The following is a 26,875-nucleotide window of genomic DNA, read 5'->3' as shown; positions in this document are numbered from 1 at the left end:
ATATCGATCTTAATAAAATAAGATCAAAGCATTTCACATAGTGCCAATTGTGTTAAATTAATCAGTAATTTTTTATAAATAATAGTAATATATTTTTTTAATTTGGCGAACTATTATGTCTAATACCAATAGAGTAAACTCATTTAATGACTTCAAAAATGCCATGCCTCACCAAATTAATGAATATTTTTCTAATAAAAAATTAGAGGAGTTATCAATTCATGAATTAGTTTATACTTATTTGAATGTGAACTGGAATGTAACTAAACTTAAAAATCGTAAAGTTAGTACAAGCTTGCATGATTTAGTAGAAAATATTAGAGCTTCTTACAATAATAATCGAACTAGAACTTATACACCATTACTTGGTTGTTTTATGATTTTAGATCAGTTGGGTAGTATTGTTAATGATCCAAATAAATCATTAAAAAATGGAATAAAACAGATTCTAGATTTGCATACATATGATGAAAAAACTATCCAATATTTATTGGCTCTAAGGAATGGACTAATCCATGATGGGAGTTTGACTAGTCGTGCGCAATATGCAGGACAATATCATACTATTCTTAGACTTGAACCGACATTAGCAACAACCATTGAATTTCCATCAACTGATTGGAATGGTGTTTTTGAAAATGAATTAAGTATTTACTGCTCTAAAATTAATTCAAAGCGATTTTTTGATGAGGTCTTAATAATAATTGACTTGGTTAAAGAAGCTCTCTTGGATAACCGATTAAACTTAAAGATAAGTGATGAAAAAGAATTTTTCTATAAGTTTTTATTTTAAATATTTTCTAAAACCAACATAATACGCCTTATGCGAAATACGTAAAACAAAAAGCCCCTATCTAGGGGCTTTTTAAACTCAACTCTAAATTAAACCGAGTGACCTAAACGCTCACCCATCACTACAGTAGAATTGGCTTTAAACTGCTCTTCCCACACCATTTTATCTTTTTCAAATAAAACCACAGCAGTAGAACCTAAGTAGAAACGACCTAACTCAGCCCCTTTATCTAACTGCATTTGGTGATGTTGTAATTCAACACGACCTGTTGGTTTTACTTTACCCGTTGCAACAGTTTCAATGCCTGCCACAATCATTGCGCCGACCAAAACTACTGCCATACGACCCAGCTCGGTATCAAACAAGCACACCATACGTTCATTACGTGCAAACAAACCTGGTACATTTTCAGCAGTGGTTTGGTTTACTGAAAATAACTCACCTGGAATATATAAAGTTTCGGTCAACGTGCCCGCCAATGGCATATGTACACGGTGATAATCTTTTGGTGATAAATAAACAGTTGCAAACTGACCATCTACAAATGGCTTTGCAAGTTGCGGATCACCAATCAATTTCTCTACAGAAAAACTTTGACCTTTGGCTTGGAAAATATCACCTGCCTCGATCTTACCCAACTGAGAAATTGCACCATCTGCAGGACAAACAATACTATCTGCACGCTCGTCCACACCGCGTACACCTTCCTTCAATGCACGGGTGAAGAACTCATTAAATGATTTATATTGATTCGGATTAGTCTGCTCAGCAATGCTCATGTCAATGCCGTATTTCGCTTTGAATGCCTGAATCACAGCAGTTTTTACCAAAACATTTTCACTGGCTGCCACTTTGCCGATAACACGGCTCAGTTGATGTTGAGGTACTAAGTTTTGTGCTTTGATAAAAAGTTGTTTTTTTAGGTCTGCTGAAAAACTCAAGATGGTGACTCCCCTGAAATAATAGGACTATCGAGGCGATTGCCCCATTCACTCCACGCACCATCGTAGGCTCTCACTTGCCAATTGAGTAATTTTGCCAAGATATACGCCAAGCCCGAACGGTGATGTGACTGACAATACACCACCACAGGTTGTTGTAAATTAAAGCCTAATTGTTCCAAACGTTGTTGAGTGCGTTCAAGCGGGTGTAATTTTAGATGATTTTCACGATTTAGGGCAGTACTCCATTCAAAATGCAAAGCATTTGGGATGTGACCACCACGTCGCGCAGCAAGACGTAAACCCGTATATTCATCTATGGTACGGCAGTCCCAAAGTTGAATATTCTTATGATTGACTTCATTGAGGAGTTCATCATATTCAATACGATGCTGTTGTACTGCCTGCTCATCAATAGCAACTAACTCTGCAACAGGTTTATATGGTTCAACTTCAGACGTGGTTGGTAAACCTGCACCTAACCAGCCATGAATACCACCATTAATCAAACTGGTGCGGTTAAAACCAAGACAATGTAAATTCCAGATTAAACGCCCTGCCCACGCACCACCTTCATCGTCATAAACGACAATATGATGTTGAGATGAAATATTTAATTTTTCGACGAGAGCTTGTAAACCTGCTAAATCAGGTAATACACCATTCGCTTGTTCATGCTGTGCAACCAAGAATTTAGGCTGTAAATGAATGGCATGGGGAATATGCAATTGTTCATAAACCGATGCTCGGCTTAAATCAACGACACGAATCAGCTCATGTCCTAAATAAGGTACAAGTTCTTCAGGCTCAATCAGTAAACCCAGTTTAAAATCTACATCAGTCATTTTTATGCTATTTTCTATCCGCATTGAATCAATTTTAACATAGCCGACTTTTTATCTTTGTCTGATTTTTTGCTTTCAATTAGCAGAAAATCAGCTATAGATTAGCTGACCTCTTCGATCTCAAACACCTGTCTTAAATATGCAAGGAAAGTTTCATTGTCAGTCATGGTTTTGCCCGAACTATCGGAAATTTTGGCCACCGATTGACCATTACACTCAACTAACTTCAATACAATATTTAGAGGTTTTTGCCCCATATCATTGGTCAGATTCGTCCCAATACCAAAACTGACTTGAAAACGATCTTTAAAATATTGATGCAATAGCCATGCTTTTTCTAAATTGAGACCATCACTAAAGGTCAGCATTTTGGTTTTGGTATCAATCTTTAATTTGCGGTAGTGCGCATACGCTTTATCCCCCCATTCATAGGGATCGCCACTGTCATGACGTAAGCCATCAAACAGCTTGGCAAAATACAGGTCAAAATCACGCAGGAACGCATCCATTCCAACCACATCGGTCAAAGCAATGCCTAAATCGCCACGATATTCTTGCACCCATGCTTCTAGAGCCGCTTTTTGAAAATTACGTAATCGGACATCTAAAGCTTGAAACGCTTGTAAAAACTCATGTGCCATGGTTCCAATCGGGCTAATACCCAACTCTTTCGCCAATAGTACGTTGCTGGTGCCACGAAACACTTGCGGTGCAGCCTCATGAAACGCCTGCACTACATGCTTTTGCCAGTCAAAACTATAACGGCGGCGAGTACCAAAATCTGAAACCAAAAATGGCGGATCATTGTCCTGCTGTAGCTGGGCATAGTGTTGCAGTTGGACCAACTTGTGCTGTAATCGGCGCTCACCCTCAACCCAGACCTCATCGGTACGGATGCGGCGGAAATACAACTCATTGACGATCGCCAATACAAAAATCTCAAACATCATGGCCTGAACCATCGGCCCTTCAATCCGAATATCTAACCGACCTGATTCATCAATACTGGCTTGGATAAAACGTCTTTTTAGCTGGAATAATTCAAGGTAATCAACAAAATCACTTTTGATGAAACGTAAAGAACGAAGATATTGCAACTCATCTTCAGCAAAACGCAATTCACAGAGTAAATCAAGCTGATGATTTAGATCTTCTAGAATCTCAACCAAAGGATAAACCGTATCTTCTAAGTTTCGACAGCGAAATAAATACACGCTATGCGTCTGTGGAAATTGATGCAGCACCACTTGTAGCATGGTGAATTTATATAAGTCAGTGTCGAGTAAAGATCGAATAATGGCAGACATAGCGGATGGTTATAACCGATTCTTTTGCATAATAGCTATTCTTATACAACCAAATGGCTGGGATTGAATAGTAGACTTTTGCTGCACAACTCATTTTTATATGCGGTGTCTGTTACACTGCCTCACTCTATTTCACCTATTTTTTAATCTTATGCGCGCATTAATTCAACGAGTTTTAGAAGCGAAAGTCGTGGTTGAGGGTCAAACCACTGGCGAAATTCAGCACGGCTTACTCGTATTCTTAGGTCTAGGTAAAAGCGATACTTTAGAGCAAGGACAAAAGCTCATTGATAAGATTTTAAAATATCGAATATTTGATGATGAACAAGGCAAAATGGGGTGGAATCTAAGCCAAGCTCAGGGTGGACTTTTATTGGTTTCACAATTTACTTTGATGGCGCAAACACAAAAAGGCTTACGCCCTGACTTTGGACCTGCCATGCCGCCAGCCGAAGCGAAAGCTTTGTATGAGCAATTGGTTGAGTATGCACGTCAACAATTTGCTCATGTCCAAACAGGTATTTTTGCTGCTGATATGAAAGTTCATTTAATTAATGATGGGCCTGTGACTTTTAATTTAGAAATTGAATAAATGAGACATAAAAAAAACTCCCTTTTAGGGAGTTTTCTTTCAGGTTGGTTTATTTACCTGTTTTTTCTTTAATAAATGCACGTGCTTGGCGAATTTTTTCTTTTACTGGTTTTGGCACTTTCGGTGGAATCAATTTAGCTGCTTGGTTAAACCAAACTAACAAGCTGAAGTCACCTTCCATTTTAATGCTGCCATCTTGCATACCTGTCATGAATGCAGTTGGATCACCCTTCACCAAAGTTTTTACGCCTTGCTCACTTGAAGCAAATTGCAAAATAAAATCAGCTTTTTCAGGACTACCCGCAACCGTATCAATTTTGCCACGGTTCACAATAATCTGGCGTGCCAAACCTAAATCTGTACCAATTTGAATACGAAATTCACGATCATGAACCAATTCAATAAACTTTGGGCTTGTACGTGCCAATTGCTTCATACGTAACGCCAAACCTGCCACTAATAGATCAAGTGGATCAGTGCTTACATCAACGATCGGTAACTGAATCACAGGTAAAGAAGAAAGCTTCATGACATTTATGCCTACAGTATAATGATGAAAATTAAGACAACCGTATCCTAGCACAATTGTCGATAGGTCTGTAAAAGCTTTGTTGCAGAAAGTTAGCACAAAAAAGGCATGCTGAGCATGCCTTTGATGTAGTTCAAATTATTATAAATTATCGGCTAGAACATTGTTGTTGGTCATCCTTATAGACTGGCGTATGTTCAATATACTGACGTTTCGCCAATTGCTTTTGTGTTTGTTTGTCTTCACGTAAAAGTATGAATGTAACCGTTACCATCGCAAGGCTTAAGGCTGTCAAATAACTATAGGCGACCGACATTTCGAACATGGTTTGCATACCAAAGCGCACCGCTTCTAATAATCCCCAACTCAACATACCCGCTAGCATAAAGCCTAACCAACGACGATAAGGAGAAAAGAAAACAGCAATAACTGCGACAGCGATTAAGCCAAATCCAACCCACATGGTGAAATTCGCTGCTTCCATAGAAACCTCCGTCTTTAAAAAGTGGTTTGGATCGTGTCCAAACCTCATATTTGTTCTGTAATCTCTAAACAATATTCGGTGTTGCATTAACGTCTTTATGCATTATGGAGGGTTTTTTATAGAAAAAAAGAGCTTGAAATTAACCATACGACACAAGGTGTCGCAATATGCTTTTGTCATTACATTTTTTAAAATTACAAAAGTCTCAAAGTGCTATATAGCATCAATTACGGCGTGTCATTACAAAAAAATATCGATCTTTTTAATCATTCAGAAACTTTTTTCAGAATTTTTTTATCGTTGTTTTTCTATACATTTAGACATAAATATGACGGAATTGTGACGTATTTAAAATAAAAAATGCCGCTTGAAAAACGGCATTGGATAAAGCTTAAACAATTTGGGCATTTTTAGAACAATCCGTCTTTAAGCACGGTTCAGGTCCTTGTCATGCATTCCTAGCAAGTACAAGACACCATCCAGACCGACACTTGAAATTGCCTGATTGGCATTTTGACGCACCAGTGGTTTAGCGCGGAACGCCACGCCTAAACCTGCGATTGATAGCATTGGTAGATCATTAGCACCATCACCAACAGCCATCGCCTGCTCTAATGAGATTCCCATTTTGTCTGCCAATTGACGCAATAATTCAGCCTTACGTGCGCCATCCACGATCGCACCTTTGACTTCACCTGTCACCAACCCGTCTTGTACATCTAAAATATTGGCATGTACCTCATCAATACCGAGCTTTGCTTGTAAATATTCAGCAAAATACTGGAAACCACCCGATAAGATTGCCGTTTTATATCCCAATGCTTTCAGAGTTGAGATTAAACGTTCCGCCCCTTCCGTCACGGTTAAACGTTCTGCAATTTTAGGTAATACAGAAGCATCCAAGCCTTTTAATAATGCAACACGTGCACGAAAACTTTGTTGGAAATCGAGTTCACCTTGCATGGCACGCTCAGTAATTTCAGCGACCTGTTCACCGACACCTGCTTCTAGCGCCAATTCATCAATCACCTCTTGTTCAATCAAGGTTGAGTCCATATCGAAACAAACCAAACGACGATTACGACGGTAAGCATTATCTTCTTGTACCGCCACATCAATATTCAGCTCACCTGACAAACTCAAACATGCAGCTCGCATCGCTTGTGCATCCAACATTTGTCCACTTAAACCAAACTGAACACAGGCACGACGTGGAAATTGGCTTTCTCCATCGAGATCTAAACGACCAGATAAGCGTGTTACTGTTTCAATATTGAAGCCCTGACTCGATACAATTTTAGTGACTGCCTGCAAATGCGCAGCCGTAAGCTCAGGTGCAAGTGCCGTCACGATATAACGTGTACGCCCACCTTCACTCACCCATTGATCATATTCTGCGTTAGAGATTGGTTTAAATCGCACAGTTAAGCCAATATCATGTGCTAAAATCAGGATCTCTTTCATTGCCAATGCGGTTGCAGTCTCATTATCCGATGCCACAACAATCCCAAGGGTGAGTTGATTATGGATAACAGCCTGACCCACATCGAGTATTTGCAAAGAATGTACGGAGAGCACCTGCATTAATCGAGTAAACTGATTCGGTTGATCTGGTCCTAAAAAGGATATAAGAATGATTTCTCGCATGAATTGACTCGTGGTTGAGCGACAACTATTGTATGTAAGAATCATAACATAACCTGACCTGAATCTATTTGACTCTTATTTATCTTGGAAGTTTAACTTGAATGCGCCACGCCAAGGGCTATTTGCTAGCCTGCTGATCGTAAGTTTTGCACTGCATACCTTTTTACTGGTGATTGCAACGACACATCAACTCAATGAAAACCGCACCAGTCAGGGACAACTGATGACCAGTCAGCTTGTGGCAGATAGCCTTTCAGAACTGGAACCTGCCAACACGGTCTCATTGGCACTGGTGGCCAACCGTTATGCAACCAACCCAAGTGTCGCATCCATTCGTATCCTCGATGCCAATAAACAAGTCCTTGCAACCAGTGGTATGGCAAAGACCCGTCAAGGTGAAGTCTTTGTTCGAGATGCGCTACAAAATGAAAAGAAAGTTGGAACGGTTGAAATTACGCTTATCCAACCAAGTATTGGTGAAATCTTACGCACGCAGTGGCTGGCGATTTTGGCATCTTTATTTATTCATGGGTTGATCTGGTTGGCGTATCGTGCCATTGCACGTCCAACACGTAGTGAATATTTAGCTCGTATTAACCAAGAAAATCATCTTAAACATGAAATTCAACGTTTAACTCAGGCTCTCGCACTTGAGAAGCAAAATACAGCCACGTTAGTTGCACAAGCACAGCAACAGGCAAAAGCTCAACCAAAATCACGTATTGAGAAGAAGCCAGCCGAACAAACCCAGCTTGACCACGAAACGCTGGCGCTGAATATCCAGTTTTATGATCCAAAGCAGTTGCTAAGCAGTGTAAACCAGTCAGTCTCGGTTCCCTACTTCAAGCTTTGCCAGTTATTTTTAGATAAAAGTATTGATCTGTGTAGCAGACATTATCAAATGGATGCCTCACATATTCATGTGGTACAGGAATTTAATGCCGAGGGTGCCACATTATCAACCACACTGGAAAAGCCACATGCGCTTGAATGTTTGATGATGGTAGGTGCGGTGTTCCAGTTATTGGCAGAGGTGCTGTACAAGCGATACCGTGAAGATAAACGTTTTGCACTACAAACACGCGGTGCTGTTGCTAGTGCTGTAGAAGCGATGCAATTAGATGCGATTGAGGCATCAAAACGCCTCACCCAGCATCTGCATGCAAAAGAGGCTGCCTTGCACCTGAGCCACGAACAGCTTAAAACCATTCAAAATAGTTATGAACTGGTGGCAATGCCAAACCCAAGCAATATCATGACCCGTCATGCCTTTATGATTAACGGCATGAATGAGCAGTGTGCCACTTTGGCGCAAAATCTGCGTACTGAAATTTTGATGGGTAAAAAAGTAAAAGCTTCGACTGAATCTTAGCTCGATCGAATGTATCGGTTCAAATTCAAAATGCAACGCTCCCTTACAGGGCTATAAATGCCCATTAGGATAAACCGTTGCTTTATTATTTGCTTGATTCACTTTTTTAATTGATAAAGAAGCACAGGCGAAATTTTCTAAAATGCGGTAAACTATGCTCGGTTTATCGAATATGAGTGCCTTGAAAGGCAATAATAAGGTGAAAGCGAATGCCGCTGAGTCGTGTTGAAGAGCTTGTCGCAGATATTCGTGCAGGCAAAATGGTCATCCTGATGGATGATGAAGATCGTGAAAATGAAGGTGACTTGGTCATCGCTGCAACGCATGTTCGCCCTGAAGATATTAACTTCATGATTACGCATGCACGCGGCCTAGTTTGCCTAACTTTGAGTCGTGATCGCTGTAAACAGCTTAATTTACCGTTAATGGTAGATCAAAACGGTGCACAACATGCCACTAACTTCACGCTGTCGATTGAAGCAGCTGAAGGGATCAGTACCGGTATCTCCGCTGCTGAACGCGCGCATACAATTCGCACCGCAGTTGCAGCACATGCTAAACCAAGCGATATCGTTCAACCTGGTCATATTTTTCCATTGATGGCTCAACCAGGCGGTGTATTGCACCGTGCAGGTCATACCGAAGCTGGATGTGACTTAACACGCTTAGCAGGTCTAGAGCCTGCCTCTGTTATCTGTGAAATTATCAATGAAGATGGCACCATGGCACGCCGTCCAGACTTAGAAGTTTTTGCAGAAAAACATGGTTTAAAAATCGGTACAATTGCGGATCTGATCCATTACCGCATGACCAATGAACAAACTGTTGAACGTTTGTCTCAAGAAACCATTGATACTGAATACGGTACATTTGAACTGTATAAATATCGTGAAATTGGTAATCCAGATATCCATTTAGCTTTAGTAAAAGGCGAACCAAAACAAGGCATCACCACTGTTCGTGTGCATGGTTTTAATCCTGTTCGCGACTTATTAAAATTAAATAAGGCCGATGGTTCGGCAGCGTGGAATTTAGATCTAGCAATGAAAACAATTGCTGCAAGCGAGCGCGGTGTATTGGTATGGATTGGACAGGACCATCTGGAAGATCTGGGTCATGCGATTCATCACCTGAATCAGCCAAAGCCATTGAAATCCAATGCTGCCCTTTCCCAGCAATATCAGACCATTGGTGTTGGCGCGCAGATTTTACGAGATTTAGGTGTTGAAAAAATGAAGCTTCTGAGTTCTCCACTTCGTTTCAATGCCCTGTCAGGATTTAATTTAGAGGTAGTGGAATACATCACTGCCGATCAAATCACAGCAAAATAATCGAGGTTGCTATGGCAATTCGCCGAATTGAAGGTTTATTACATCTCGCAAGCGAAGGTCGTTATGCGATCTTAGTAGGACGTTTCAACAGCTTCGTAGTTGAACATTTACTTGAAGGCGCGATCGACACTTTAAAACGTCATGGCGTTTCAGAAGATGCGATTACTGTTATTCACGCACCAGGTGCGTGGGAACTTCCTATCGTTGCAAAAAAATTAGCGGCTTCAAACAAATTTGATGCCATTATTGCACTCGGTGCAGTGATCCGTGGTAGCACACCACATTTTGATTTCGTTGCAGGTGAATGTGCGAAAGGTTTAGGTGTAGTTGCACTTGAAAGCACAATGCCTGTGATCAATGGTGTCTTAACGACAGACAGCATTGAACAGGCAATTGAACGTTCTGGTACGAAAGCAGGAAACAAAGGTAGCGAAGCTGCACTGACTGCAATCGAAATGGTTAACTTATTAAAGGCAATTTAAAGCATGTCGCAAACACTTCAGGCCGCTTATGCAGCGAAACGCAAAGCACGTCGTTTTGCTGTACAAGGGATTTATGAATGGCAAATGAGTCATAATCCTGTCCATGAAATTGAAGCACGTACACGTGTAGAAAATGCGATGCACAAAGTTGACCTTAACTATTACCATGAATTGCTCACTCAAGTGGTTGCTCAACATGAAGCTTTAGATGAGTTACTCATCCCTGTACTTGATCGTGAGTTAACTGCACTAGATGGTGTAGAACTTGCAACCTTACGACTTGGTGCTTATGAATTACGAGATCATCTCGAAGTTCCATACCGCGTTGTACTTGATGAAGCAATTGAGCTAGCAAAACACTTTGGTGGTGCAGACAGCCATAAATACATCAATGGTGTATTAGACCGTCTTTCATCAAAGCTTCGTGAAGCTGAAAAACAACAAGCAAAATAATAGGCTTGATGTTGCATGGCTGAGTTTTCCATTATTGAACGGTACTTTAAACGTACATCAAAATCTGATGTCAGTTTAGGTATCGGTGATGACTCAGCCATTGTGACTCCTCCTCCCTCACAACAACTCGTGATCTGTGCAGATACATTGGTTGCTGGTCGACATTTTCCCTTAGATACCTCTGCCCATGCCATTGGCTGGAAAAGTGTCGCGGTCAATTTATCTGATCTCGCCGCCATGGGTGCAAAACCGCATAGTATTTTACTGGCATTAAGCCTACCAACAGTTGATCATGGCTGGCTGGCTGGCTTTAGTCAGGGCTTGTTCGATTGCTGCGATCAATTTGGTGTCAGCCTGATTGGTGGTGATACCACTCAAAGTACCCAACTCACTATAAGTGTCACCGCTTTAGGCTGGATTGAACAAGGTCAAGCCATCACGCGTGCAGGCGCACAAGTCGGCGACTATGTCTGTATTAGTGGACAGATTGGTGATGCCGCCTTTGGATTACAACATTTAGGGCATCCTTTACAACAACGCCTAGATTATCCAACACCTCGTTGTAATTTGGGGCAACAGCTTAAAGGTTTAGCCTCAAGTATGATTGATGTTTCAGATGGACTCGCACAAGATTTAGGACATATTCTGAACGCCTCAAAAGTAGGTGCAACATTACAGCTTGAACAGCTTCCGATAGATCAGTCACTAAAAGAATTAGATTTGAGACAAATTTGGCATTATGCGCTTGCAGGTGGTGATGATTACGAATTATGTTTTACAATATCACCGCAAAATTTTGAAAAACTGTCGCGACAACAATTAGATGTTCCGCTTACAATAATCGGCAAAATTACCCAAAAAACTGGATTGTTATTTGAGTATATGGGTGAAAATTACCCACTACAAATTCATGGATACCAACATTTTGCATAAGCCACCGATTCACTTCAAACAGATGACTTGGTTCGATCGCTGCATCGTTTTCTGCGGTGTCGGCTTTGGTTCTGGCCTCAGTCCTAAAGCACCTGGAACATTCGGTTCAGCCTTTGCCCTGCTGTTTGTGCCATTGTGGCTACAATTGGGTTTCTATGGCAGCTTGATTGCCATCCTGATCATGTCGGTTGTGGGCATTTATATCTGCGGACACACAGCCAAAGTCATCAATGTGCATGATGATGGTCGAATTGTGTGGGATGAGTTCGCAGGACAATCCATTACGCTATTGCCCTTGCTCTATGTACAGCAATTAAACTGGTTATGGGTCATTGTCGGTTTTATTTTTTTCCGTATATTTGACATCTGGAAACCATTTCCGATTAGTTGGGCAGACCAAAAAGTTACTGGTGGTCTAGGGATTATGCTTGATGACATCATTGCAGGTATTTGGGCTGCGCTTTGTATTTTTATGATTCATTTTTATTTTTTGACTTAAGCCATTGAATTAGAGTTAGTTATGTCAACAACTGTGATTATTCTTGCAGCGGGGAAAGGAACGCGAATGCGTTCACAACTACCAAAAGTATTACAACCACTTGCAGGCCGCCCCCTCCTCGGTCACGTCATTCAAACGGCGAAAAAATTACATGCCCAAAATATTATTACGATTTATGGTCATGGTGGTGAACTCGTTAAGCAAAGCTTCGCCGCAGAACAAATTGAGTGGGTTGAACAAGCAGAACAACTAGGAACAGGTCATGCTGTTCAAATGACTCTCCCTGTTTTACCCCAAGATGGTATTTCTTTGATTTTATATGGGGATGTTCCTCTGGTTCGTCAAAGCACGCTTGAGCAGTTGCTTGAAGCTTCTAGCCAATCTGGTATTGGTATGATCACCCTAAATGTTGAAAATCCAACAGGCTATGGTCGTATCGTTCGTCAAGCAAATAAGATTCAAGCGATTGTTGAGCATAAAGATGCCAATGACGAACAGCGTCTAATACAAGAAATCAACACGGGTATTTATTGTGTAAGTAATGCCAAATTACATCAATGGTTGCCAAAACTTTCGAATAACAATGTTCAAGGTGAATATTACCTTACGGATATCGTGGCAATGGCCGTTGCGGATGGCTTAGAAATTGCTTCAATTCAACCTGAGCTTGAATTTGAAGTTGAAGGTGTGAATGACCGCCTACAACTTGCAACTTTGGAACGTCAATTTCAGCAACAACAAGCAAAAGAATTAATGCAACAAGGCGTACATTTAATTGATCCAAATCGTTTTGACCTACGTGGAACTGTGAAATGTGGTCAAGATGTACAAATTGATATCAATGTCATTATTGAAGGTGATTGCGAATTAGGTGACAACGTTCAACTTGGCGCAGGCTGTATTTTAAAAAATACTCGTATTGCGGCAGGCACTAAAGTTCAAGCCTATAGCATTTTTGAGAATGCGATCGTTGGAGAAAACACTCAAATCGGTCCTTTCGCCCGTCTTCGTCCAGGCGCAAATCTTGCGAATGATGTGCATATTGGCAACTTCGTCGAAGTTAAAAATTCAAATATTGGTGTAGGCTCTAAAGCCAATCACTTTACTTATCTAGGTGATGCAGATATAGGTGCTGATTGTAATATTGGTGCAGGAACCATCACTTGTAATTATGATGGCGCAAATAAACATCGTACTGTGATTGAAGACAATGTATTTATTGGTACCAATAACTCATTGGTTGCACCAATTAAAATTGCTCAAGGTGCAACCACAGGTGCAGGCTCAACTTTAACTCGAGATGTGGCAGAGCATAGTTTAGCTGTCGAACGATCAAAACAGTTTGAAAAAGCAAATTATCAGCGCCCCCAAAAGCTGAAAAAATAAGAGGATAAAATTATGTGTGGTATTGTTGGTGGCGTTGCTGAACGATGTGTAACTGATATTCTGATTGAAGGATTAAAACGTCTTGAATATCGCGGTTATGACTCTGCGGGTTTAGCGTTATTGAATAATCAACAAATCTTACGCGAACGTCGTGTAGGTAAAGTTGCAAATTTAGCTGAAGCAGTATCTGAGCAGCATTTGACTGGTAATGTAGGTATTGCACATACCCGTTGGGCAACCCATGGTAAACCGACTGAAAATAATGCTCATCCACATGTTTCAGGTGATGTCGCTGTTGTACATAACGGTATTATTGAAAACTACCAAGAGCTTAAAGATGAATTACAAGCGCTAGGTTATATCTTTACCTCACAAACAGATACTGAAGTTGTTGCTCATCTTGTCAACGATGCTTTAAAGCAAACTGATAGCTTACTTGAAGCTGTACAAAAAGTTATTCCTCGCCTAAAAGGCGCTTTTGCACTGGGTATTGTGCATACCGAACACCCTGATGAACTGATCACTGTGCGCAAAGGTTCACCATTGGTGATCGGTGTAGGTATTGGCGAGAACTTTATTAGTTCAGACCAATTGGCTTTATTACCTGTTACTAATCGCTTCGTTTATTTGGAAGAAGGCGATATTGCCCGCTTAACCCGTAACAGCATTGAAGTATTTGTTGATGGTGAACGCGTTGAACGTCCAATCAAAGAACTGGATGCAACCGTCAGCAATGCATCAAAAGGCGAATATAAGCATTTCATGCTCAAAGAAATTTATGAGCAACCAGAAGCGATTCAACAAACGATTTCACAAGCATTAAATGGCAATAATTTGCGTGAAGATTTTCTTCAACATGCCAATGCGGATTTTGACAAAATTCAGCAAGTACAAATCATTGCCTGCGGTACTAGCTACCATGCAGGTATGATTGCAAAATACTGGTTCGAGCAATTGATTGGTGTACCTTGCCAAGTTGAGATTGCCAGTGAATTCCGTTATCGCACGCCTGTCATTGTTGCTCATACACTGTATATCTGTATTTCTCAGTCTGGAGAAACTGCGGATACGTTGGCTGCATTACGCGAAACACAAAAACGCGCTCAAGCTCAGAACATCGACATTAGTACCATGACCATTTGTAACGTTGCCACTTCATCAATGGTTCGCGAAACAGATCATCATTTACTCACGCTTGCAGGTCCTGAAATCGGCGTTGCATCAACCAAAGCCTTTACCACTCAACTTGCAGCATTGATGTTGTTGATCTTAAAAATTGGTCAAGTTAAACAACGTCTTGCAGATGCTCAATTGAAGGAAATTACAGAAGCGCTATGGCATTGCCCGAAAGTAATTTTAGATACTTTACAAGGCAATACTGAAATTCTGCGTCTATCAGCACTCTTCGTTGAGAAAAACCACTGCTTGTTCTTAGGACGTGGCACACACTTCCCTATCGCTCTAGAAGGCGCATTGAAACTGAAAGAAATTTCATACATTCATGCTGAAGGATATGCGGCTGGCGAATTAAAGCATGGTCCATTGGCTTTAGTAGACAATGAGATGCCAGTCGTGATCTTGGCTCCACAAGATGAAATGCTCGATAAGTTAAAATCGAATATGGAAGAAGTTCAAGCTCGTGGTGGAGAACTATTTGTTTTTGCTGATGAAAACAGTGGTATTCATGGTAAAGATCGCCAACATGTCGTTCATGTTCCAGCTGTCAATGAATGGTTAGCACCAATTGTGTACAGTATTCCTGTGCAATTGCTCTCGTATCATGTGGCTGTATTACGTGGTACCGACGTTGACCAACCACGTAACCTTGCCAAGAGCGTAACAGTCGAATAATTACAAAATAAAAAAAGGAGGGTTAGCCCTCCTTTTTTATTGCCATTGATGATCAGATTTAAGCCACATACCGACTGCTTTTATGATTCAAAAGAATAATTGAATTTAAAATAACAGCCCCTAAAATTGAAATTAGAATCAATTTCCAATCTACGAAAAACAACGAAACTAATAAGATGGTAACATCAATTCCCATCTGCACTTTACCTGCTGGAATGTTAAAGCGTTCTTGTAAATATAGAACCAAGAGGTTGATTCCTCCTAAGCTTGAACGATGGCGAAATAAAATCAGAAAGCTTACCCCCATCAACACATTCGCAAAAATCGCAGCATAAATTGGATTTACACTAGATAAATGAAAAAAATGAGGAATAATTTCAGTAAAACCAGCTAATAATCCAACGGCAATAAATGTCTTGACGACCAATGCCATGCCCATTTTTTTATAAGCAAAATAATAAAATGGAATATTGATCAGGAAAAATAAGATGCCAAACTTCAGGTCGGTAATATAGTGGATCAACAACGATAAGCCCGCTGTACCACCTGTCATAATCCCTGCTTGCTGCAATAAATTCATGGCAAACGATAAAATGAATGTACCAATTAACATGGCCAATCCATCTTCAATCTTAGAGTGTTGGTCAATCACGGGCATGACTGGACTGACCAAAGATATATTCTGATCGGTATTCATAAGGATACAACTCAATAGGAGAACAGCAGCAGGGAGAAAGATCTTTCAAAGAAAGACATGGTATATTTGATCATTTTTATTAAAATTTCGCAATTTATTCTTATATTTTTATCATAAATGCAATTTATACTCAAAATATCCTTTTTTGAATAATCTTTATGCAATAAAGTCCAATGCTTCAGTTTGAATGATATTGATCTAAGAGAAAGATTTTTTACTTAATCGCGATCCCATTTTCTTTTAATTTTTCCAGCACAATCGATGTATTTAAATTACTGACGCCAAAGTTACTAGATGACAAAATCCCAATCAATTTGACCATTTCATCTAAATTTTTCACTGCAACCTTCAGTGCAAAATCATAACTTCCTGTGAGTTTATGAATATCTTTCACCGCAGGTTCATTTAAAAGAAAGTCAACAAAGCGATCGTGTGTCGCATCATTGTAGTTTTGCAATTTCACTTCAATAATGCCCATGATCGGTGTTGGATCTGCGCTTAATGCGATTTGCGCATAGTAACCCGTAATAATTTTATTTTGTTCAAGCTGAATACGACGACGTGAACATTGAGAAGTTGATAATCCCACCAATTCTGCTAATTCTTGATTAGCTAATCTTCCATTCATTTGTAAATAATGAATAATTTTCTGATCAAAATCATCAAGTTCAACTGACATAAAATGCTCAATTCTGTCTGAAGTTAGAGTTTATCTGATATTGATTTATCAGTTTTATAAGTTTAACGCCTTTGGATCAAGCGGCTCAAGCTTATGACAAAATTGTAGTCGATTGAATACGCTCAATCCCTTGCTCTAACATTCTTTGCCATGCGCTTTGTAGTGAACCATCCAAATCAATCGCTTTACAGGCATCTTCAATGACATAAGTTTTAAAGCCCATCTGTGCAGCATCTAAGGCGGTCCACGCCACGCAAAAGTCTGTGGCAATCCCTACGATATATACTGTATCAATTTGATGTTCTGTTAAATAACCCTTTAAACCTGTTGGAGTTTTACGATCTGCTTCCATAAAAGCAGAATAACTATCAATATCGGCATGAAAGCCTTTACGAATTATCAGTTGTGCAGTTGGAACATCCAGATCAGGATGAAATTCCGCATCGTGAGTGCCTTGAACACAATGTTTCGGCCATAACACTTGGGTACCATACGGCAATTCAATGGTTTCAAACGGTACTTTATCGTCGTGATTATCTGCAAAAGAAATATGTTGCTCAGGATGCCAGTCCTGTGTCAGCACGATATGCTCAAACTTTTTTGCAAGTTGATTAATAATCGGAATAATTTGATCTGCTTTTGCAACGGCCAAATTCCCCCCAGGAGTAAATCCATTTTGGACATCAACAACAATTAATGCGACATGATGAGTTTGTGTCTGCATAGCATGCTCCAGTTTTAAGCTTGTATTTTTACAATACCCTGCTGATTATGTTCTGGCTACTCATGTTTTCACTTTTACAAAAGATGAAAACGATTCAAGATAAAGATGAATTAAAGTTTTCCACAGTTTGACTAAAGCATATTGTTCTTATGCCTCCGATCAGTCATAATTTGCGTAATTGTCATTCAACCCGATCGAATTGTTGGATGACCAATCAAAATACTGCAACCATCCAATATTTCGTTTCAACTAATTCAATCTCGGATGGGAAAATAGGATAGTTTTTTAAAATGACTCAGCTAGCACAGAATATTCAAGGCTCAATTGTCGCAATCGTCACCCCTATGTTTGAAGATGGCAGCGTAGATTGGAAGAGTCTTGAGAAGCTCGTTGAGTGGCATATTCAACAAGGTACACATAGTATTGTTGCGGTCGGCACGACGGGCGAAGCGTCTACATTAAGCATGGAAGAACACACACAAGTCATCAAAGAAGTGATTCGTGTAGCCAACAAACGTATTCCAATTATCGCAGGCACAGGTGCAAATTCAACGCGTGAAGCGATTGAATTGACTAAAGCTGCAAAAGAATTAGGTGCTGATGCGGCCTTACTCGTTACGCCATATTATAATAAACCAACACAAGAAGGCCTATATCAACACTACAAGGCAATCGCTGAAGCCGTTGATATTCCACAAATTCTTTATAATGTACCAGGTCGTACTGGTGTCGATATGCAAAACGAAACCGTTATTCGTCTTGCTGATGTTAAAAACATTATTGGTATTAAAGATGCAACAGGCGATGTACCACGTGGTCAAGCCCTCATCGAAGGTTTAAATAATAAAATCGCTGTTTATTCAGGTGATGATGAAACTGCTTGGGAACTGATTTTACTGGGTGCAAAAGGTAATATCTCTGTAACAGCCAATGTTGCACCAAAGCAAATGAGCGAAATTTGTGAAGCTGCGTTAGCTGGAGATAAAGCAAAAGCACAAAGCTTGAATCAACAAATTGCAAATCTACACAATATTTTGTTTTGCGAATCAAACCCAATTCCTGTGAAATGGGCATTGCATGAGATGGGCTCAATTGGTACAGGTATTCGCCTACCATTAACCGCTCTAGCACAACAATATCGTGAACCGCTCCGCACAGATTTAAAAGCTGCGGGAATTATTTAATACGAGCAATTTATGATGCAATTACGTCTTGGTGTTGTCCTAGTCATTTCAGCTTTAAGTTTGGCTGGTTGTGGTCGTTTTGCCCTCAATAATCATTCTTTAGATTATAAAAAAGCACAAGCACTTGAACCACTCAAATTTCCTGAGGGCATAACGGCAAGACCATTTACGCCATTGTATCCAGCGCCTACGGTTGATCCACTTGCAATTGAGCATGCACCAAAGCTTGAAAATGAAAGTGGCAACCGCTATGCATTGCCTCGTCCAAAAGCGATGCAAAATTCAGCCGATAATACTTCAGCAACCGCTTCAACAGTGGGTCGCCCACAGCTTGTCACTGATGGGAATAAAAACCCATTACTCAAAGTTGATGGCCCGACCGCAAGTGCATGGCAATATACTTTTGCAACCTTGAGCAGCCTCAACTACAAAGTTATTTCACAAGCAGAAAATGGCTATGAAGCAACGATTAAGGTAGGTGATCAAAATTACCTACTTAAATTATCGGCTGTAGGCTCAAGCAATACAGTTGCGCTATTCAAACTTGATACAACATTTGCAGACCCTGCCGTTGCAGCTGAAGTGTTAACCCAGATTTACCAAAATTGGCCAGCCTAGTCGTTTACTAGGCATACTTTTTCAAAAGGTTCCCCCATGTTAAAACAAACCTTGCTCTATACTGGTAAAGCAAAATCTGTATATGAAACAGATAATGCTGATCACCTGATTTTAGTCTTTCGTGATGATGCATCAGCATTCAATGGCGAAAAAATCGAGCAACTAGATCGTAAAGGCAAGGTGAACAACCGTTTTAATGCCTTCATCATGGAAAAGTTGGCTGAAGCGGGTATCGAAACTCATTTTGAAAAGTTACTTTCTCCAACAGAAGTGCTTGTGAAGAAATTACAAATGATTCCTGTGGAATGTGTGATTCGTAACTACGCAGCAGGTTCATTATGCCGCCGTTTAGGTGTTGAAGAAGGTAAAGAGTTAACACCACCAACATTTGAATTGTTCTTCAAAGATGATGCGCTTGGCGACCCAATGGTCAATGAATCTCAAGCAATTGCTTTAGGTTGGGCAACAGCACCTCAACTTGAAAAAATGAAAGAACTGACTTACCAAGTGAATGATGTACTGAAAGCATTATTCGATGCAGGTAATATGATTCTGGTTGATTTCAAACTTGAATTCGGTGTATTCCACGATCGTATCGTATTGGGTGATGAATTCTCTCCAGACGGTTGCCGTTTATGGGATAAAGACACCAAGAAAAAATTAGACAAAGACCGTTTCCGCCAAGGTTTAGGTGGTGTGGTTGAGGCTTATGAAGAAGTTGCTGCACGTTTAGGCATTAACTTAGATAATATCTAAGCCTTAAGCTGCCGTTCTTAATAAAAACCAGCCTGATTAGGCTGGTTTTTTATTGGTTTATCTAATTTCCCAGTTTCTGATAAATCAGATTCCCTTAAGTTATCGTGCCCTTATGTTCATCTTCAAAATATTGATAAGCTGCCCAATCCGTCATCGATTTTAAAGCCATATAGGGACTCACGCACTCATCTGCACCTAATACATAATTACTGCGTGTCACTCGATTTACAGTTGCATCTAACATCATCAAACTATTCGGCGGCACAACAGGTGCATCATGATGCTCTGTAAAAATAAGCTGTTTCTTCAAAGCACTTGCCGTTGGTGAAATGCGTGCTGCTCTCGCCTCATCTAAGGTTTGTTGACGATGCCAATCCCCCCAATAGAACGTATGCAATGAGAAGAAAGATGGAATAATATCCAAGGCTTTCAGTTGATCCAGTTGATCGTCACGAATCGTTTGAGGACGAAATGAATACTATGAAATTAAAATATCTTTGTAAGCCTACTAGGGCTTGTTGAGAATTAACAAAGGCAACTGATTAATTTATAATAGTACTATGGATAGATACATACTTACTGATGCCCAATGGGCAAAAATGGAACCTTTTTGCCTAGGTAAAGTGACCGATCGAGGTCGTAGTGGAAAAGATAATCGATTATTCTTAGAAGCAGTCCTCTGGATTGCCCGTACAGGCAGTCCATGGCGTGATCTACCTCCTCATTTTGGTAAATGGAATACCGTCTTTAAAAGATACCGTGACTGGGTGAAAGCTGGTGTATTTGAAACTATTTTTGCATCTGTAAATGAAGATGTTGATTTGGAATACGCCATGATTGATGGAACGATTGTTAAAGTTCATCGACATGGGCAAGGTGCAAAAGGGGGACTTTCAAACAGTCTATAGGTAAATCTCGAGGTGGAATGACCTGTAAAATTCTTGCCTTAGTGGATAGTCTAGGCAACCTCATTAAGTTTCGATTAATGCCTGGTCAATATCACGATTTAGTAGAAACCAAACCTTTAATTGAAGATGTTGATTTTCAAGCATTACTAGCGGATAAAGCATTTGATGCAGATTGGCTGATTCAAGAACTAAATGAACGTAAAGTGAAAGTGGTGATCCCACCCAAATCTAATCGAAAAGTAATGAGAGCATTTGATACGATTATGTATAAATGGCGTCATCTCATTGAAAACTATTTCTGTAAGTTAAAAGAATTTAAACGTATAGCGATGCGTAGTTGTAAAACAGATACGAGTTTTGAAGCCATGATTCAATTGTGCGCTAGTTTAATTAACTCTCGGTAATTCTCAACAAACCCTAGAGACTTTAATTGCAATATCATCCACATAGCGACTATAGGGAGTAGCTAAAACAATACTTATCATCACTGTAAACAAACTCGCCCACAGACCCGCTACCCAATACGAAAAACCCAATTGAATATGAAATAGATTAAAACAAGGAATTGCTAAAGCATAAATCACAGCAAGATGAATCAAATAAATAGAAAATGAGATCTTGCCTAAGAAAACTAAAAATGGTGAATCAAAAAATTGTGCTAACCATTTGCCTTTTAATACCGCATACACGATACAAAAACCGCCAATAAAATTCAGATAATCGTAGGTTTGCTCACCTAAAAATTGAGCAAAAATCCGATAACTCAAACTCTCGTTATGCGCACCACAGAAATATAGCCCCAGCGTGAATAGCAACACAGATAGCCCTGTTGCTAATTCTGATGCATATAGAAGTAAACCCATACCTAAAATAAAACTCAGGATACCGAGTAATACTGTTTGTGAAATCGTATAGGCTATCGCAATACTCAACAGCAAGAACAGACCTGCAAGCATCGGTCGTTTGCTATAAAAATAACTGGCGAAATAAATTACCAATGAACCGAGCAGCTCAATCTGCATCGTCCACAACACCCAGTTATAGCTTGAGTCCCCAAATAAAAATGCTCCGATACTGCCCTCATACAAAGCAGTGGAAAGTTTAGGATGAGAATTAGCTAAGGCAGCGCCCCATTCCGAGACATGGGAAACATCGACAGGCACATAACAGACCAAATAGGCAATCACACAGGAAACAAAGGCGGGAATCGCCAAACGAGGATAACGTTTCAGCAATGACTTTTTTAATCGTTCAGTTGCATTTGGCTTGTTTAAACTGGAAAGGCTCAAGACATAGCCGCTCAGGACAAAGAACACAAAAACCGCGCCTGTTCCTGAATAGAAAAATGCCAGTGGTGAGTTATGCAACTGGGCGAAAAAAGCATATTGCGGAACCGCACTTTCTCCAAAATTATGCAGTTGTGGAAAGAATGTCAGCGACAGGTGCGACAACACCACTGCAAGGCAGGCTAAGCCTCGGATACTTTCCGCAGCATTGATTTTGTTTGTGATCATGGCAGAGCTTTATCATCCGTGATAAACGGCGATAATGCGACCTTTTTCCCTGACCTGTCTAGGGGCGCTTACAAAAAAAAGAATGCCCAAGCTATCCTTTCAAATCAGAGATTGGAACAAGGTCGTCATATCATTGCTGCTGTTGTTCCTGCTGCCAACGGCGTTGCTGCAAACGTTCGGCTTCAACTTCACGTTTATTTAAGGCTCGCTCATACAGCTTCGTACCCCGCAACTCAGGCGGCAAATATTCCTGTAAAACAAAATGCTCAGGATAATGATGCGGATAGAGATAATCCACGCCATAACCTTGTTGCTTCATCAATTTGGTTGGCGCATTACGTAGATGCAACGGCACAGGTAAATTCGCAGTTTTTTCGGCAAGCTCCAAAGCTCGGTTAATGGCGAGATAGGTACTATTACTTTTCGGGCTGGTTGCGAGATATACAGCACATTGACCTAAGATAATTCGTGCTTCAGGCATACCGACCGCTTGTACTGAACGAAAACACTCACCTGCCAACAACAAGGCATTCGGATTCGAGTTGCCAATATCTTCTGATGCTGCAATCAACATTCGACGTGCAATAAAAACAGGGTCTTCACCACCTTTGAGCATGCGTGCCATCCAATATAGGGTCGCATCCGCATCGCTACCACGAATCGACTTGATAAAGGCCGAAACCAAATCATAATGCTGCTCACCTGATTTGTCATAACGTGCAATATTCTGCTGTGCGACTTTAACCACAATTGCATTGGTCACGATATTTTCAATATCAGGCTCAAAAGTACTGGCAATTAAATCAATCAAATTAAGCGCTTTACGTGCATCACCCGCAGCAAATTGAATCAGCGCATCATATTCTTCAATCTGAATAAAACGCTCTTTCAAAAACTTATCACTTTGAATGGCTTTATTGATCAGGGTTTGAATCGCATCAGCATCCAAACTATTTAAGGTATAAACCTGACAACGAGAAAGCAGTGCACTATTCACTTCAAAAGATGGATTCTCTGTGGTTGCACCAATCAAAGTGATTTTGCCTTTTTCAACTGCATTCAGTAAGGCATCTTGCTGCGACTTATTAAAGCGGTGGATCTCGTCAATAAACACTACTGATGTCAGTAAATCACCGCTTTCCGCAATCACTTCGCGCAGCTCTTTTACGCCCGTACTTAATGCAGATAAACTAATAAAAGGGCGATCAACTGCCTGTGCCAATAACAAAGCAATTGTAGTCTTACCCACCCCTGGCGGCCCCCAAAAGATAATCGAAGGCAAATGCCCCTGATCAATCATTTGGCGTAACGGTGCATGCTCACCGAGCAAATGATCTTGCCCGATGATTTCTGACAAATCACGAGGGCGTAAGCGTTCAGGTAAAGGAATATGCGTATCTGACATCATCACGGACTTTATACTGTTTTATCCTAGTCTATTGCGTCTGGTTCAAATCTACAATTTGAATCTGCAACCACGCGACATTCTATTGCGCAGTATTCTTTTGAAGTAACTGCTGCATGACATGGTAGCTTGCAGTAATTCGAGCTTCATTCGGAAAATTAGTGTTAGCGAGCATCACAATTCCAATCTTCTGCTGCGGAATAAATGCAGCATAGGCACCAAAGCCATTACTTGAACCAGTTTTATTAAACAATGTTGCTGCTGGAGCACGCTTTGGTTGTTTGATCGGTGTGACGATATGACTTTCTAAAGCCATTTTGCTGGAATTATCTTGTAAAAGTGTTTCAAGCTTAACAGGATAAGCATATTGCTCCCAGCCTAGCCCTTGGGTCATCGCACCAACTTTAAAATATCCCACATGCGTTGTTTCAACCGCTGCTCTTAAAGACTGTTTTAGCTTTTGTGGGTGAATTTGAATATTGTCGTGCCGTACCAACGTTGGTCTTTGGCTGCCATCTTTGAAAATATTGAAGCATGTCCTGCTGACTAACAACTTCATCTGGAAATTGCAGCGGAAAGCCACCTGCAGTATATATACCTAAATTTAAAATCGTAGCTTTATTCACTGCGGTATTTTTTAATTCTGGGAAATACTTGGCGGGATGATCCGACAATAATAACTGCCCTTGCGCCTGTGCATAGCCCGCCAAAGTTGCATTAAAGGTCTTACTGACTGAGCCAAGTTCAAATAAAGTATGGTTACTTACGGGTTGTTGGTTTGATTTTGATGCCAAGCCATAATTGATAAAATAATGCTTACCATCGAATGTGACACCGACCGCTAATCCAGGAATCTTATATTGATCTAATAATGGTTTAAATTGTTGATCTACAATTTCCCTAACTTGCTGCTCACTGAGCGGTTTTGCCCAAATCGAAGAATTACAGAATAAAAGCCCTGCAAGTAAAAAAAGCATTCTTGATGCGATCATGTCTATTTCCCAAACCCATTTCATTCAAACAAAGAGGCTCTCAAACCACATCGAACTCTCAGTGTTCATCATATGGGAATGTATAGATAAAATACTGCTAAAGTATTGTTTTTTATTGATAAAAACACAGTTATAAGAAATATATATCAAGATCTAACGTACCCAACGTACGACATAATCTTCTATATCATCTTCATTTATATCTTGTTCTGAAATACAGCGTCCAGCAGCCGATTTCTTCGCTTTAATCACACTCTGACGTGAACCCGTATTTAAATAATGCCATGACGGTAAATTTTTACCTTCATTCAAACGACGATAAGCACAACTAGGAGGTAACCATGTAATTGTTTGCAATCGTTCAGGTGTCAATTGAATACAATCTGCAACATGCTGTTGACGATTCGGATAATCAGAACAACGTGCCGTTTTACAATCTAATAATTTACATGCAACTTTGGTATATGCGACTTCTGCCGTTTCTTCATCTTCAAGCTTAACCAAACAACATAAACCGCAACCATCACACAATGCCTCCCACTCAGTATTATTCAACTGATCAAGTGGATATAGTTTCCAAAAGTTAGCGCGCAATTCGGTAGACATGGCAAATGTTTTAGGCTTTAAAAATTTGTGTTGATTATAGCATTTATTCTCAATCAAGCCGTTTTCCAAGCGACTTAAGCGATTAACAATACTTAAGTTATTGAACATTTCAACCACAGAAACACCACATTTGGTGCGAAAAATACACGCTATAGTAATCTCATAACGATAAATTTAGGAGTAAGTAATATGTTCCGTTGGGCTATTATCTTTGCAGTGATTGCATTAATCGCCAGTTTATTAGGTTTTGGTGGTGTTGCTGGTTTATCCAAAGACTTTGCCGTCATTTTATTAGTGGTCGCGGCTATTCTTGCTGTAGTGGGTTTCTTATCACGCGGTAAAGTTTAGTTTAAACAGAAATAAAAATTCAGAAAGAAAAAAGAAGAATCGCCGTATTCTTCTTTTTTTATTATCATCATTTCAGCCGAATAAAAATTTGTCTTTCCGCTAGCATCATCAATTTTTTGCTGTTTTATGCTTTAATCAAAGCATTGAAAATATAGATCAGGATTAAAAAATGAGCTTTCCAATTACAACGCGTGAAATTGAATATACCGCCCCAGATGGTCAACGCCTTATTGGCTATTTTGCGACACCTATCCGAGATGTACCAGTTGCAGGAGTTATTGTTGCTCCAGAGTGGTGGGGACGTACCGAATATACCGAGCAACGTGCGCGTGAACTTGCAGAACACGGTTTTGCCGCTCTCGCAATTGATATGTATGGAGACAAAAAAGTTACCTCTGATGTTCCTCAAGCATCTGCATGGATGATGCAAACATTTGATCATGTAGACACCGTGGTTGAGCGTGCTCAAGCAGGCTTAGATGCTTTAAAAGCACAACCAGAGGTCAATACTGAAAAATTGGCAGCAATTGGTTTTTGTTATGGTGGTAAAGTAGTTCTGGATTTGGCGCGATCTGGTGCCGATTTGAAAGCTGTAGTGACCTTCCACGCGAATTTAAGCCCGAAAGCACCTGCACAAAAAGGAAAGATTCAGGCTGAAATTCTTGTATTACATGGTGAGATCGACACCATGGTTTCTTTAGATGATGTCGCAAGCTTCCGTCAGGAAATGCACGATGCAGAAGTCGATCATGAAGTGATTATTTTTGAAAATGCCAAACATGGCTTTAGTAATCCCCTCGCAGATGAGCGAGCTAAAGCAAATAATGTTGACTTAGGCTATAACGCCGAAGCTGAACATCAAGGATTAGAAGCCATGTATGAATTACTAGATAAACATTTAACCTGATTCAAAATATTGGCATAAACTTTCACAAAGACTTCATTCTGTGTAGGTGGCATTTATGTCTCCTACACACGAACAAATGTTTTTATCATTTA

The 26,875-nt window shown here is 40.2% G+C and carries 28 protein-coding genes and 2 pseudogenes; 16 read left to right on the top strand and 14 right to left on the bottom strand.

What is annotated here, in order from left to right:
• Positions 1-115 precede the first annotated feature (115 nt).
• Positions 116-793: a hypothetical protein gene (locus CDG55_RS01555; protein ID WP_005157002.1), complete on the top strand. Its 678-nt coding sequence runs from the start codon at positions 116-118 to the stop codon at positions 791-793.
• 89 nt (positions 794-882) lie between these two features.
• Here the strand turns inward: CDG55_RS01555 and asd are convergent, their stop codons facing one another.
• From asd to pncB, 3 genes are all read right to left on the bottom strand, one after another.
• Complete coding sequence (gene asd, locus CDG55_RS01550; RefSeq protein WP_087537264.1) at positions 883-1,734, bottom strand: archaetidylserine decarboxylase; 852 nt, start codon at positions 1,732-1,734, stop codon at positions 883-885.
• Entirely contained in the window at positions 1,731-2,579 is an 849-nt protein-coding gene (locus tag CDG55_RS01545) for a sulfurtransferase (protein ID WP_005157008.1), read from the bottom strand. The genes asd and CDG55_RS01545 overlap by 4 nt, the downstream gene beginning before the upstream one ends.
• Positions 2,580-2,680: 101 nt before the next feature.
• Entirely contained in the window at positions 2,681-3,886 is a 1,206-nt protein-coding gene (gene pncB, locus CDG55_RS01540) for a nicotinate phosphoribosyltransferase (RefSeq protein WP_005157017.1), read from the bottom strand.
• A 151-nt stretch (positions 3,887-4,037) separates the two neighbouring features.
• Between pncB and dtd the strand changes: the two genes are divergently transcribed.
• Positions 4,038-4,478, top strand: a complete 441-nt coding sequence (gene dtd, locus CDG55_RS01535) for a D-aminoacyl-tRNA deacylase (RefSeq protein WP_005157019.1) — start codon at positions 4,038-4,040, stop codon at positions 4,476-4,478.
• Positions 4,479-4,527: 49 nt separating this feature from the next.
• Here dtd and CDG55_RS01530 read toward each other — a convergent pair whose 3' ends face one another.
• The 3 genes from CDG55_RS01530 to serB all read right to left on the bottom strand — a co-directional run bounded on the left by CDG55_RS01530 (position 4,528) and on the right by serB (position 7,138).
• Positions 4,528-5,007: a hypothetical protein gene (locus tag CDG55_RS01530; protein WP_004659770.1), complete on the bottom strand. Its 480-nt coding sequence runs from the start codon at positions 5,005-5,007 to the stop codon at positions 4,528-4,530.
• A gap of 148 nt (positions 5,008-5,155) precedes the next feature.
• Positions 5,156-5,491: a ciprofloxacin tolerance protein AciT gene (aciT, locus tag CDG55_RS01525; RefSeq protein ID WP_005157022.1), complete on the bottom strand. Its 336-nt coding sequence runs from the start codon at positions 5,489-5,491 to the stop codon at positions 5,156-5,158.
• 426 nt (positions 5,492-5,917) lie between these two features.
• Positions 5,918-7,138 carry a phosphoserine phosphatase SerB gene (gene serB / locus CDG55_RS01520; protein ID WP_005157023.1) on the bottom strand — a complete coding sequence of 407 codons (1,221 nt, stop codon included), beginning with the start codon at positions 7,136-7,138 and terminating at the stop codon, positions 5,918-5,920.
• Positions 7,139-7,235: 97 nt separating this feature from the next.
• Between serB and CDG55_RS01515 the strand changes: the two genes are divergently transcribed.
• From CDG55_RS01515 to glmS, 8 genes are all read left to right on the top strand, one after another.
• Positions 7,236-8,510, top strand: a complete 1,275-nt coding sequence (locus CDG55_RS01515) for a hypothetical protein (protein ID WP_087537265.1) — start codon at positions 7,236-7,238, stop codon at positions 8,508-8,510.
• Positions 8,511-8,719: 209 nt separating this feature from the next.
• Positions 8,720-9,841: a bifunctional 3,4-dihydroxy-2-butanone-4-phosphate synthase/GTP cyclohydrolase II gene (gene ribBA / locus CDG55_RS01510; RefSeq protein WP_087537266.1), complete on the top strand. Its 1,122-nt coding sequence runs from the start codon at positions 8,720-8,722 to the stop codon at positions 9,839-9,841.
• An 11-nt stretch (positions 9,842-9,852) separates the two neighbouring features.
• Positions 9,853-10,323, top strand: a complete 471-nt coding sequence (gene ribE / locus CDG55_RS01505; protein ID WP_004659764.1) for a 6,7-dimethyl-8-ribityllumazine synthase — start codon at positions 9,853-9,855, stop codon at positions 10,321-10,323.
• A 3-nt stretch (positions 10,324-10,326) separates the two neighbouring features.
• Positions 10,327-10,776 carry a transcription antitermination factor NusB gene (gene nusB / locus CDG55_RS01500; RefSeq protein ID WP_004659763.1) on the top strand — a complete coding sequence of 150 codons (450 nt, stop codon included), beginning with the start codon at positions 10,327-10,329 and terminating at the stop codon, positions 10,774-10,776.
• 15 nt (positions 10,777-10,791) lie between these two features.
• Positions 10,792-11,709, top strand: coding sequence for a thiamine-phosphate kinase (gene thiL, locus CDG55_RS01495; RefSeq protein ID WP_087537267.1), 918 nt, complete (start codon positions 10,792-10,794; stop codon positions 11,707-11,709).
• Entirely contained in the window at positions 11,687-12,208 is a 522-nt protein-coding gene (locus CDG55_RS01490; RefSeq protein ID WP_087537268.1) for a phosphatidylglycerophosphatase A, read from the top strand. Before thiL ends, CDG55_RS01490 begins: the two co-directional genes overlap by 23 nt.
• A 21-nt stretch (positions 12,209-12,229) precedes the next feature.
• A complete protein-coding gene (gene glmU, locus CDG55_RS01485; protein ID WP_005157040.1) occupies positions 12,230-13,594 on the top strand; it encodes a bifunctional UDP-N-acetylglucosamine diphosphorylase/glucosamine-1-phosphate N-acetyltransferase GlmU in 1,365 nt (454 codons plus the stop codon).
• A gap of 12 nt (positions 13,595-13,606) precedes the next feature.
• Positions 13,607-15,445 (top strand): glutamine--fructose-6-phosphate transaminase (isomerizing), encoded by a 1,839-nt coding sequence (glmS, locus tag CDG55_RS01480; RefSeq protein WP_087537269.1) that lies wholly within the window; start codon positions 13,607-13,609, stop codon positions 15,443-15,445.
• Between the two features lie 58 nt (positions 15,446-15,503).
• On the opposite strand, the gene CDG55_RS01475 is transcribed toward glmS, so the two are convergent.
• The 3 genes from CDG55_RS01475 to pncA all read right to left on the bottom strand — a co-directional run bounded on the left by CDG55_RS01475 (position 15,504) and on the right by pncA (position 17,545).
• Positions 15,504-16,142 carry a YitT family protein gene (locus CDG55_RS01475; protein WP_005157043.1) on the bottom strand — a complete coding sequence of 213 codons (639 nt, stop codon included), beginning with the start codon at positions 16,140-16,142 and terminating at the stop codon, positions 15,504-15,506.
• A gap of 214 nt (positions 16,143-16,356) precedes the next feature.
• On the bottom strand, positions 16,357-16,821 hold the full coding sequence (locus CDG55_RS01470) for an Lrp/AsnC family transcriptional regulator (protein WP_087537270.1): 465 nt from the start codon (positions 16,819-16,821) through the stop codon (positions 16,357-16,359).
• Positions 16,822-16,912: 91 nt separating this feature from the next.
• Positions 16,913-17,545 carry a bifunctional nicotinamidase/pyrazinamidase gene (gene pncA / locus CDG55_RS01465; protein WP_087537271.1) on the bottom strand — a complete coding sequence of 211 codons (633 nt, stop codon included), beginning with the start codon at positions 17,543-17,545 and terminating at the stop codon, positions 16,913-16,915.
• A 290-nt stretch (positions 17,546-17,835) separates the two neighbouring features.
• Here pncA and dapA point away from each other — a divergent pair, with 290 nt between their 5' ends.
• The 3 genes from dapA to purC are packed head-to-tail and all read left to right on the top strand — an operon-like array spanning position 17,836 to position 20,103.
• Positions 17,836-18,729 carry a 4-hydroxy-tetrahydrodipicolinate synthase gene (gene dapA, locus CDG55_RS01460; RefSeq protein WP_005157049.1) on the top strand — a complete coding sequence of 298 codons (894 nt, stop codon included), beginning with the start codon at positions 17,836-17,838 and terminating at the stop codon, positions 18,727-18,729.
• A gap of 15 nt (positions 18,730-18,744) precedes the next feature.
• Entirely contained in the window at positions 18,745-19,347 is a 603-nt protein-coding gene (locus CDG55_RS01455; protein WP_034602567.1) for a hypothetical protein, read from the top strand.
• 36 nt (positions 19,348-19,383) lie between these two features.
• The gene (gene purC, locus CDG55_RS01450) at positions 19,384-20,103 is read left to right on the top strand and encodes a phosphoribosylaminoimidazolesuccinocarboxamide synthase (RefSeq protein WP_004659747.1); all 720 of its coding nucleotides are present in this window, start codon (positions 19,384-19,386) and stop codon (positions 20,101-20,103) included.
• Positions 20,104-20,200: 97 nt separating this feature from the next.
• Here the strand turns inward: purC and CDG55_RS01445 are convergent.
• Positions 20,201-20,566, bottom strand: a pseudogene (locus CDG55_RS01445) (amidohydrolase family protein); the annotation flags it as partial.
• A 97-nt stretch (positions 20,567-20,663) separates the two neighbouring features.
• Here CDG55_RS01445 and CDG55_RS01440 point away from each other — a divergent pair.
• Positions 20,664-21,415 (top strand): IS5 family transposase gene (locus tag CDG55_RS01440; protein ID WP_101495461.1). Its coding sequence is split into 2 segments (ribosomal slippage): positions 20,664-21,000 and positions 21,000-21,415, totalling 753 coding nucleotides; the frame shifts between segments, so codons are not numbered across the junction.
• A 3-nt stretch (positions 21,416-21,418) separates the two neighbouring features.
• On the opposite strand, the gene CDG55_RS01435 is transcribed toward CDG55_RS01440, so the two are convergent.
• The 4 genes and pseudogenes from CDG55_RS01435 to CDG55_RS01420 form a co-directional block, all read right to left on the bottom strand.
• Positions 21,419-22,525 carry an acyltransferase family protein gene (locus tag CDG55_RS01435; RefSeq protein ID WP_087537366.1) on the bottom strand — a complete coding sequence of 369 codons (1,107 nt, stop codon included), beginning with the start codon at positions 22,523-22,525 and terminating at the stop codon, positions 21,419-21,421.
• Between the two features lie 130 nt (positions 22,526-22,655).
• Positions 22,656-23,930, bottom strand: coding sequence for a replication-associated recombination protein A (locus CDG55_RS01430; protein ID WP_162620846.1), 1,275 nt, complete (start codon positions 23,928-23,930; stop codon positions 22,656-22,658).
• A gap of 82 nt (positions 23,931-24,012) precedes the next feature.
• Positions 24,013-24,946: pseudogene (locus CDG55_RS01425) on the bottom strand (serine hydrolase).
• A gap of 129 nt (positions 24,947-25,075) precedes the next feature.
• Positions 25,076-25,528, bottom strand: a complete 453-nt coding sequence (locus CDG55_RS01420) for a YcgN family cysteine cluster protein (RefSeq protein WP_034602613.1) — start codon at positions 25,526-25,528, stop codon at positions 25,076-25,078.
• Positions 25,529-25,717: 189 nt separating this feature from the next.
• Between CDG55_RS01420 and CDG55_RS01415 the strand changes: the two genes are divergently transcribed.
• Both CDG55_RS01415 and CDG55_RS01410 read left to right on the top strand, forming a co-directional pair.
• The gene (locus CDG55_RS01415; RefSeq protein ID WP_004878181.1) at positions 25,718-25,876 is read left to right on the top strand and encodes a DUF1328 domain-containing protein; all 159 of its coding nucleotides are present in this window, start codon (positions 25,718-25,720) and stop codon (positions 25,874-25,876) included.
• 169 nt (positions 25,877-26,045) lie between these two features.
• Positions 26,046-26,783, top strand: coding sequence for a dienelactone hydrolase family protein (locus CDG55_RS01410; RefSeq protein ID WP_005157062.1), 738 nt, complete (start codon positions 26,046-26,048; stop codon positions 26,781-26,783).
• Positions 26,784-26,875: the final 92 nt, after the last annotated feature.

The sequence above is a fragment of the Acinetobacter sp. WCHA45 genome, from assembly GCF_002165255.2.
Lineage (GTDB): Bacteria > Pseudomonadota > Gammaproteobacteria > Pseudomonadales > Moraxellaceae > Acinetobacter.
This window is presented reverse-complemented; position numbering and strand designations above follow the sequence as displayed.

Excerpts from the sequence above, each read along its gene's own strand:
- serB (WP_005157023.1), bottom strand. The coding sequence starts at position 7,138 with ATGCGAGAAATCATTCTTATATCCTTTTTAGGACCAGATCAACCGAAT.
- CDG55_RS01415 (WP_004878181.1), top strand. The coding sequence starts at position 25,718 with ATGTTCCGTTGGGCTATTATCTTTGCAGTGATTGCATTAATCGCCAGT.
- ribBA (WP_087537266.1), top strand. The coding sequence starts at position 8,720 with ATGCCGCTGAGTCGTGTTGAAGAGCTTGTCGCAGATATTCGTGCAGGC.
- nusB (WP_004659763.1), top strand. The coding sequence starts at position 10,327 with ATGTCGCAAACACTTCAGGCCGCTTATGCAGCGAAACGCAAAGCACGT.
- CDG55_RS01530 (WP_004659770.1), bottom strand. The coding sequence starts at position 5,007 with ATGAAGCTTTCTTCTTTACCTGTGATTCAGTTACCGATCGTTGATGTA.
- ribE (WP_004659764.1), top strand. The coding sequence starts at position 9,853 with ATGGCAATTCGCCGAATTGAAGGTTTATTACATCTCGCAAGCGAAGGT.
- CDG55_RS01435 (WP_087537366.1), bottom strand. The coding sequence starts at position 22,525 with ATGATCACAAACAAAATCAATGCTGCGGAAAGTATCCGAGGCTTAGCC.
- glmU (WP_005157040.1), top strand. The coding sequence starts at position 12,230 with ATGTCAACAACTGTGATTATTCTTGCAGCGGGGAAAGGAACGCGAATG.
- dapA (WP_005157049.1), top strand. The coding sequence starts at position 17,836 with ATGACTCAGCTAGCACAGAATATTCAAGGCTCAATTGTCGCAATCGTC.
- CDG55_RS01455 (WP_034602567.1), top strand. The coding sequence starts at position 18,745 with ATGCAATTACGTCTTGGTGTTGTCCTAGTCATTTCAGCTTTAAGTTTG.
- CDG55_RS01475 (WP_005157043.1), bottom strand. The coding sequence starts at position 16,142 with ATGAATACCGATCAGAATATATCTTTGGTCAGTCCAGTCATGCCCGTG.
- dtd (WP_005157019.1), top strand. The coding sequence starts at position 4,038 with ATGCGCGCATTAATTCAACGAGTTTTAGAAGCGAAAGTCGTGGTTGAG.
- aciT (WP_005157022.1), bottom strand. The coding sequence starts at position 5,491 with ATGGAAGCAGCGAATTTCACCATGTGGGTTGGATTTGGCTTAATCGCT.
- pncB (WP_005157017.1), bottom strand. The coding sequence starts at position 3,886 with ATGTCTGCCATTATTCGATCTTTACTCGACACTGACTTATATAAATTC.
- CDG55_RS01410 (WP_005157062.1), top strand. The coding sequence starts at position 26,046 with ATGAGCTTTCCAATTACAACGCGTGAAATTGAATATACCGCCCCAGAT.
- CDG55_RS01545 (WP_005157008.1), bottom strand. The coding sequence starts at position 2,579 with ATGACTGATGTAGATTTTAAACTGGGTTTACTGATTGAGCCTGAAGAA.
- CDG55_RS01555 (WP_005157002.1), top strand. The coding sequence starts at position 116 with ATGTCTAATACCAATAGAGTAAACTCATTTAATGACTTCAAAAATGCC.
- pncA (WP_087537271.1), bottom strand. The coding sequence starts at position 17,545 with ATGCAGACACAAACTCATCATGTCGCATTAATTGTTGTTGATGTCCAA.
- purC (WP_004659747.1), top strand. The coding sequence starts at position 19,384 with ATGTTAAAACAAACCTTGCTCTATACTGGTAAAGCAAAATCTGTATAT.
- thiL (WP_087537267.1), top strand. The coding sequence starts at position 10,792 with ATGGCTGAGTTTTCCATTATTGAACGGTACTTTAAACGTACATCAAAA.
- glmS (WP_087537269.1), top strand. The coding sequence starts at position 13,607 with ATGTGTGGTATTGTTGGTGGCGTTGCTGAACGATGTGTAACTGATATT.
- CDG55_RS01490 (WP_087537268.1), top strand. The coding sequence starts at position 11,687 with ATGGATACCAACATTTTGCATAAGCCACCGATTCACTTCAAACAGATG.
- CDG55_RS01420 (WP_034602613.1), bottom strand. The coding sequence starts at position 25,528 with ATGTCTACCGAATTGCGCGCTAACTTTTGGAAACTATATCCACTTGAT.
- CDG55_RS01430 (WP_162620846.1), bottom strand. The coding sequence starts at position 23,930 with ATGTCAGATACGCATATTCCTTTACCTGAACGCTTACGCCCTCGTGAT.
- CDG55_RS01470 (WP_087537270.1), bottom strand. The coding sequence starts at position 16,821 with ATGTCAGTTGAACTTGATGATTTTGATCAGAAAATTATTCATTATTTA.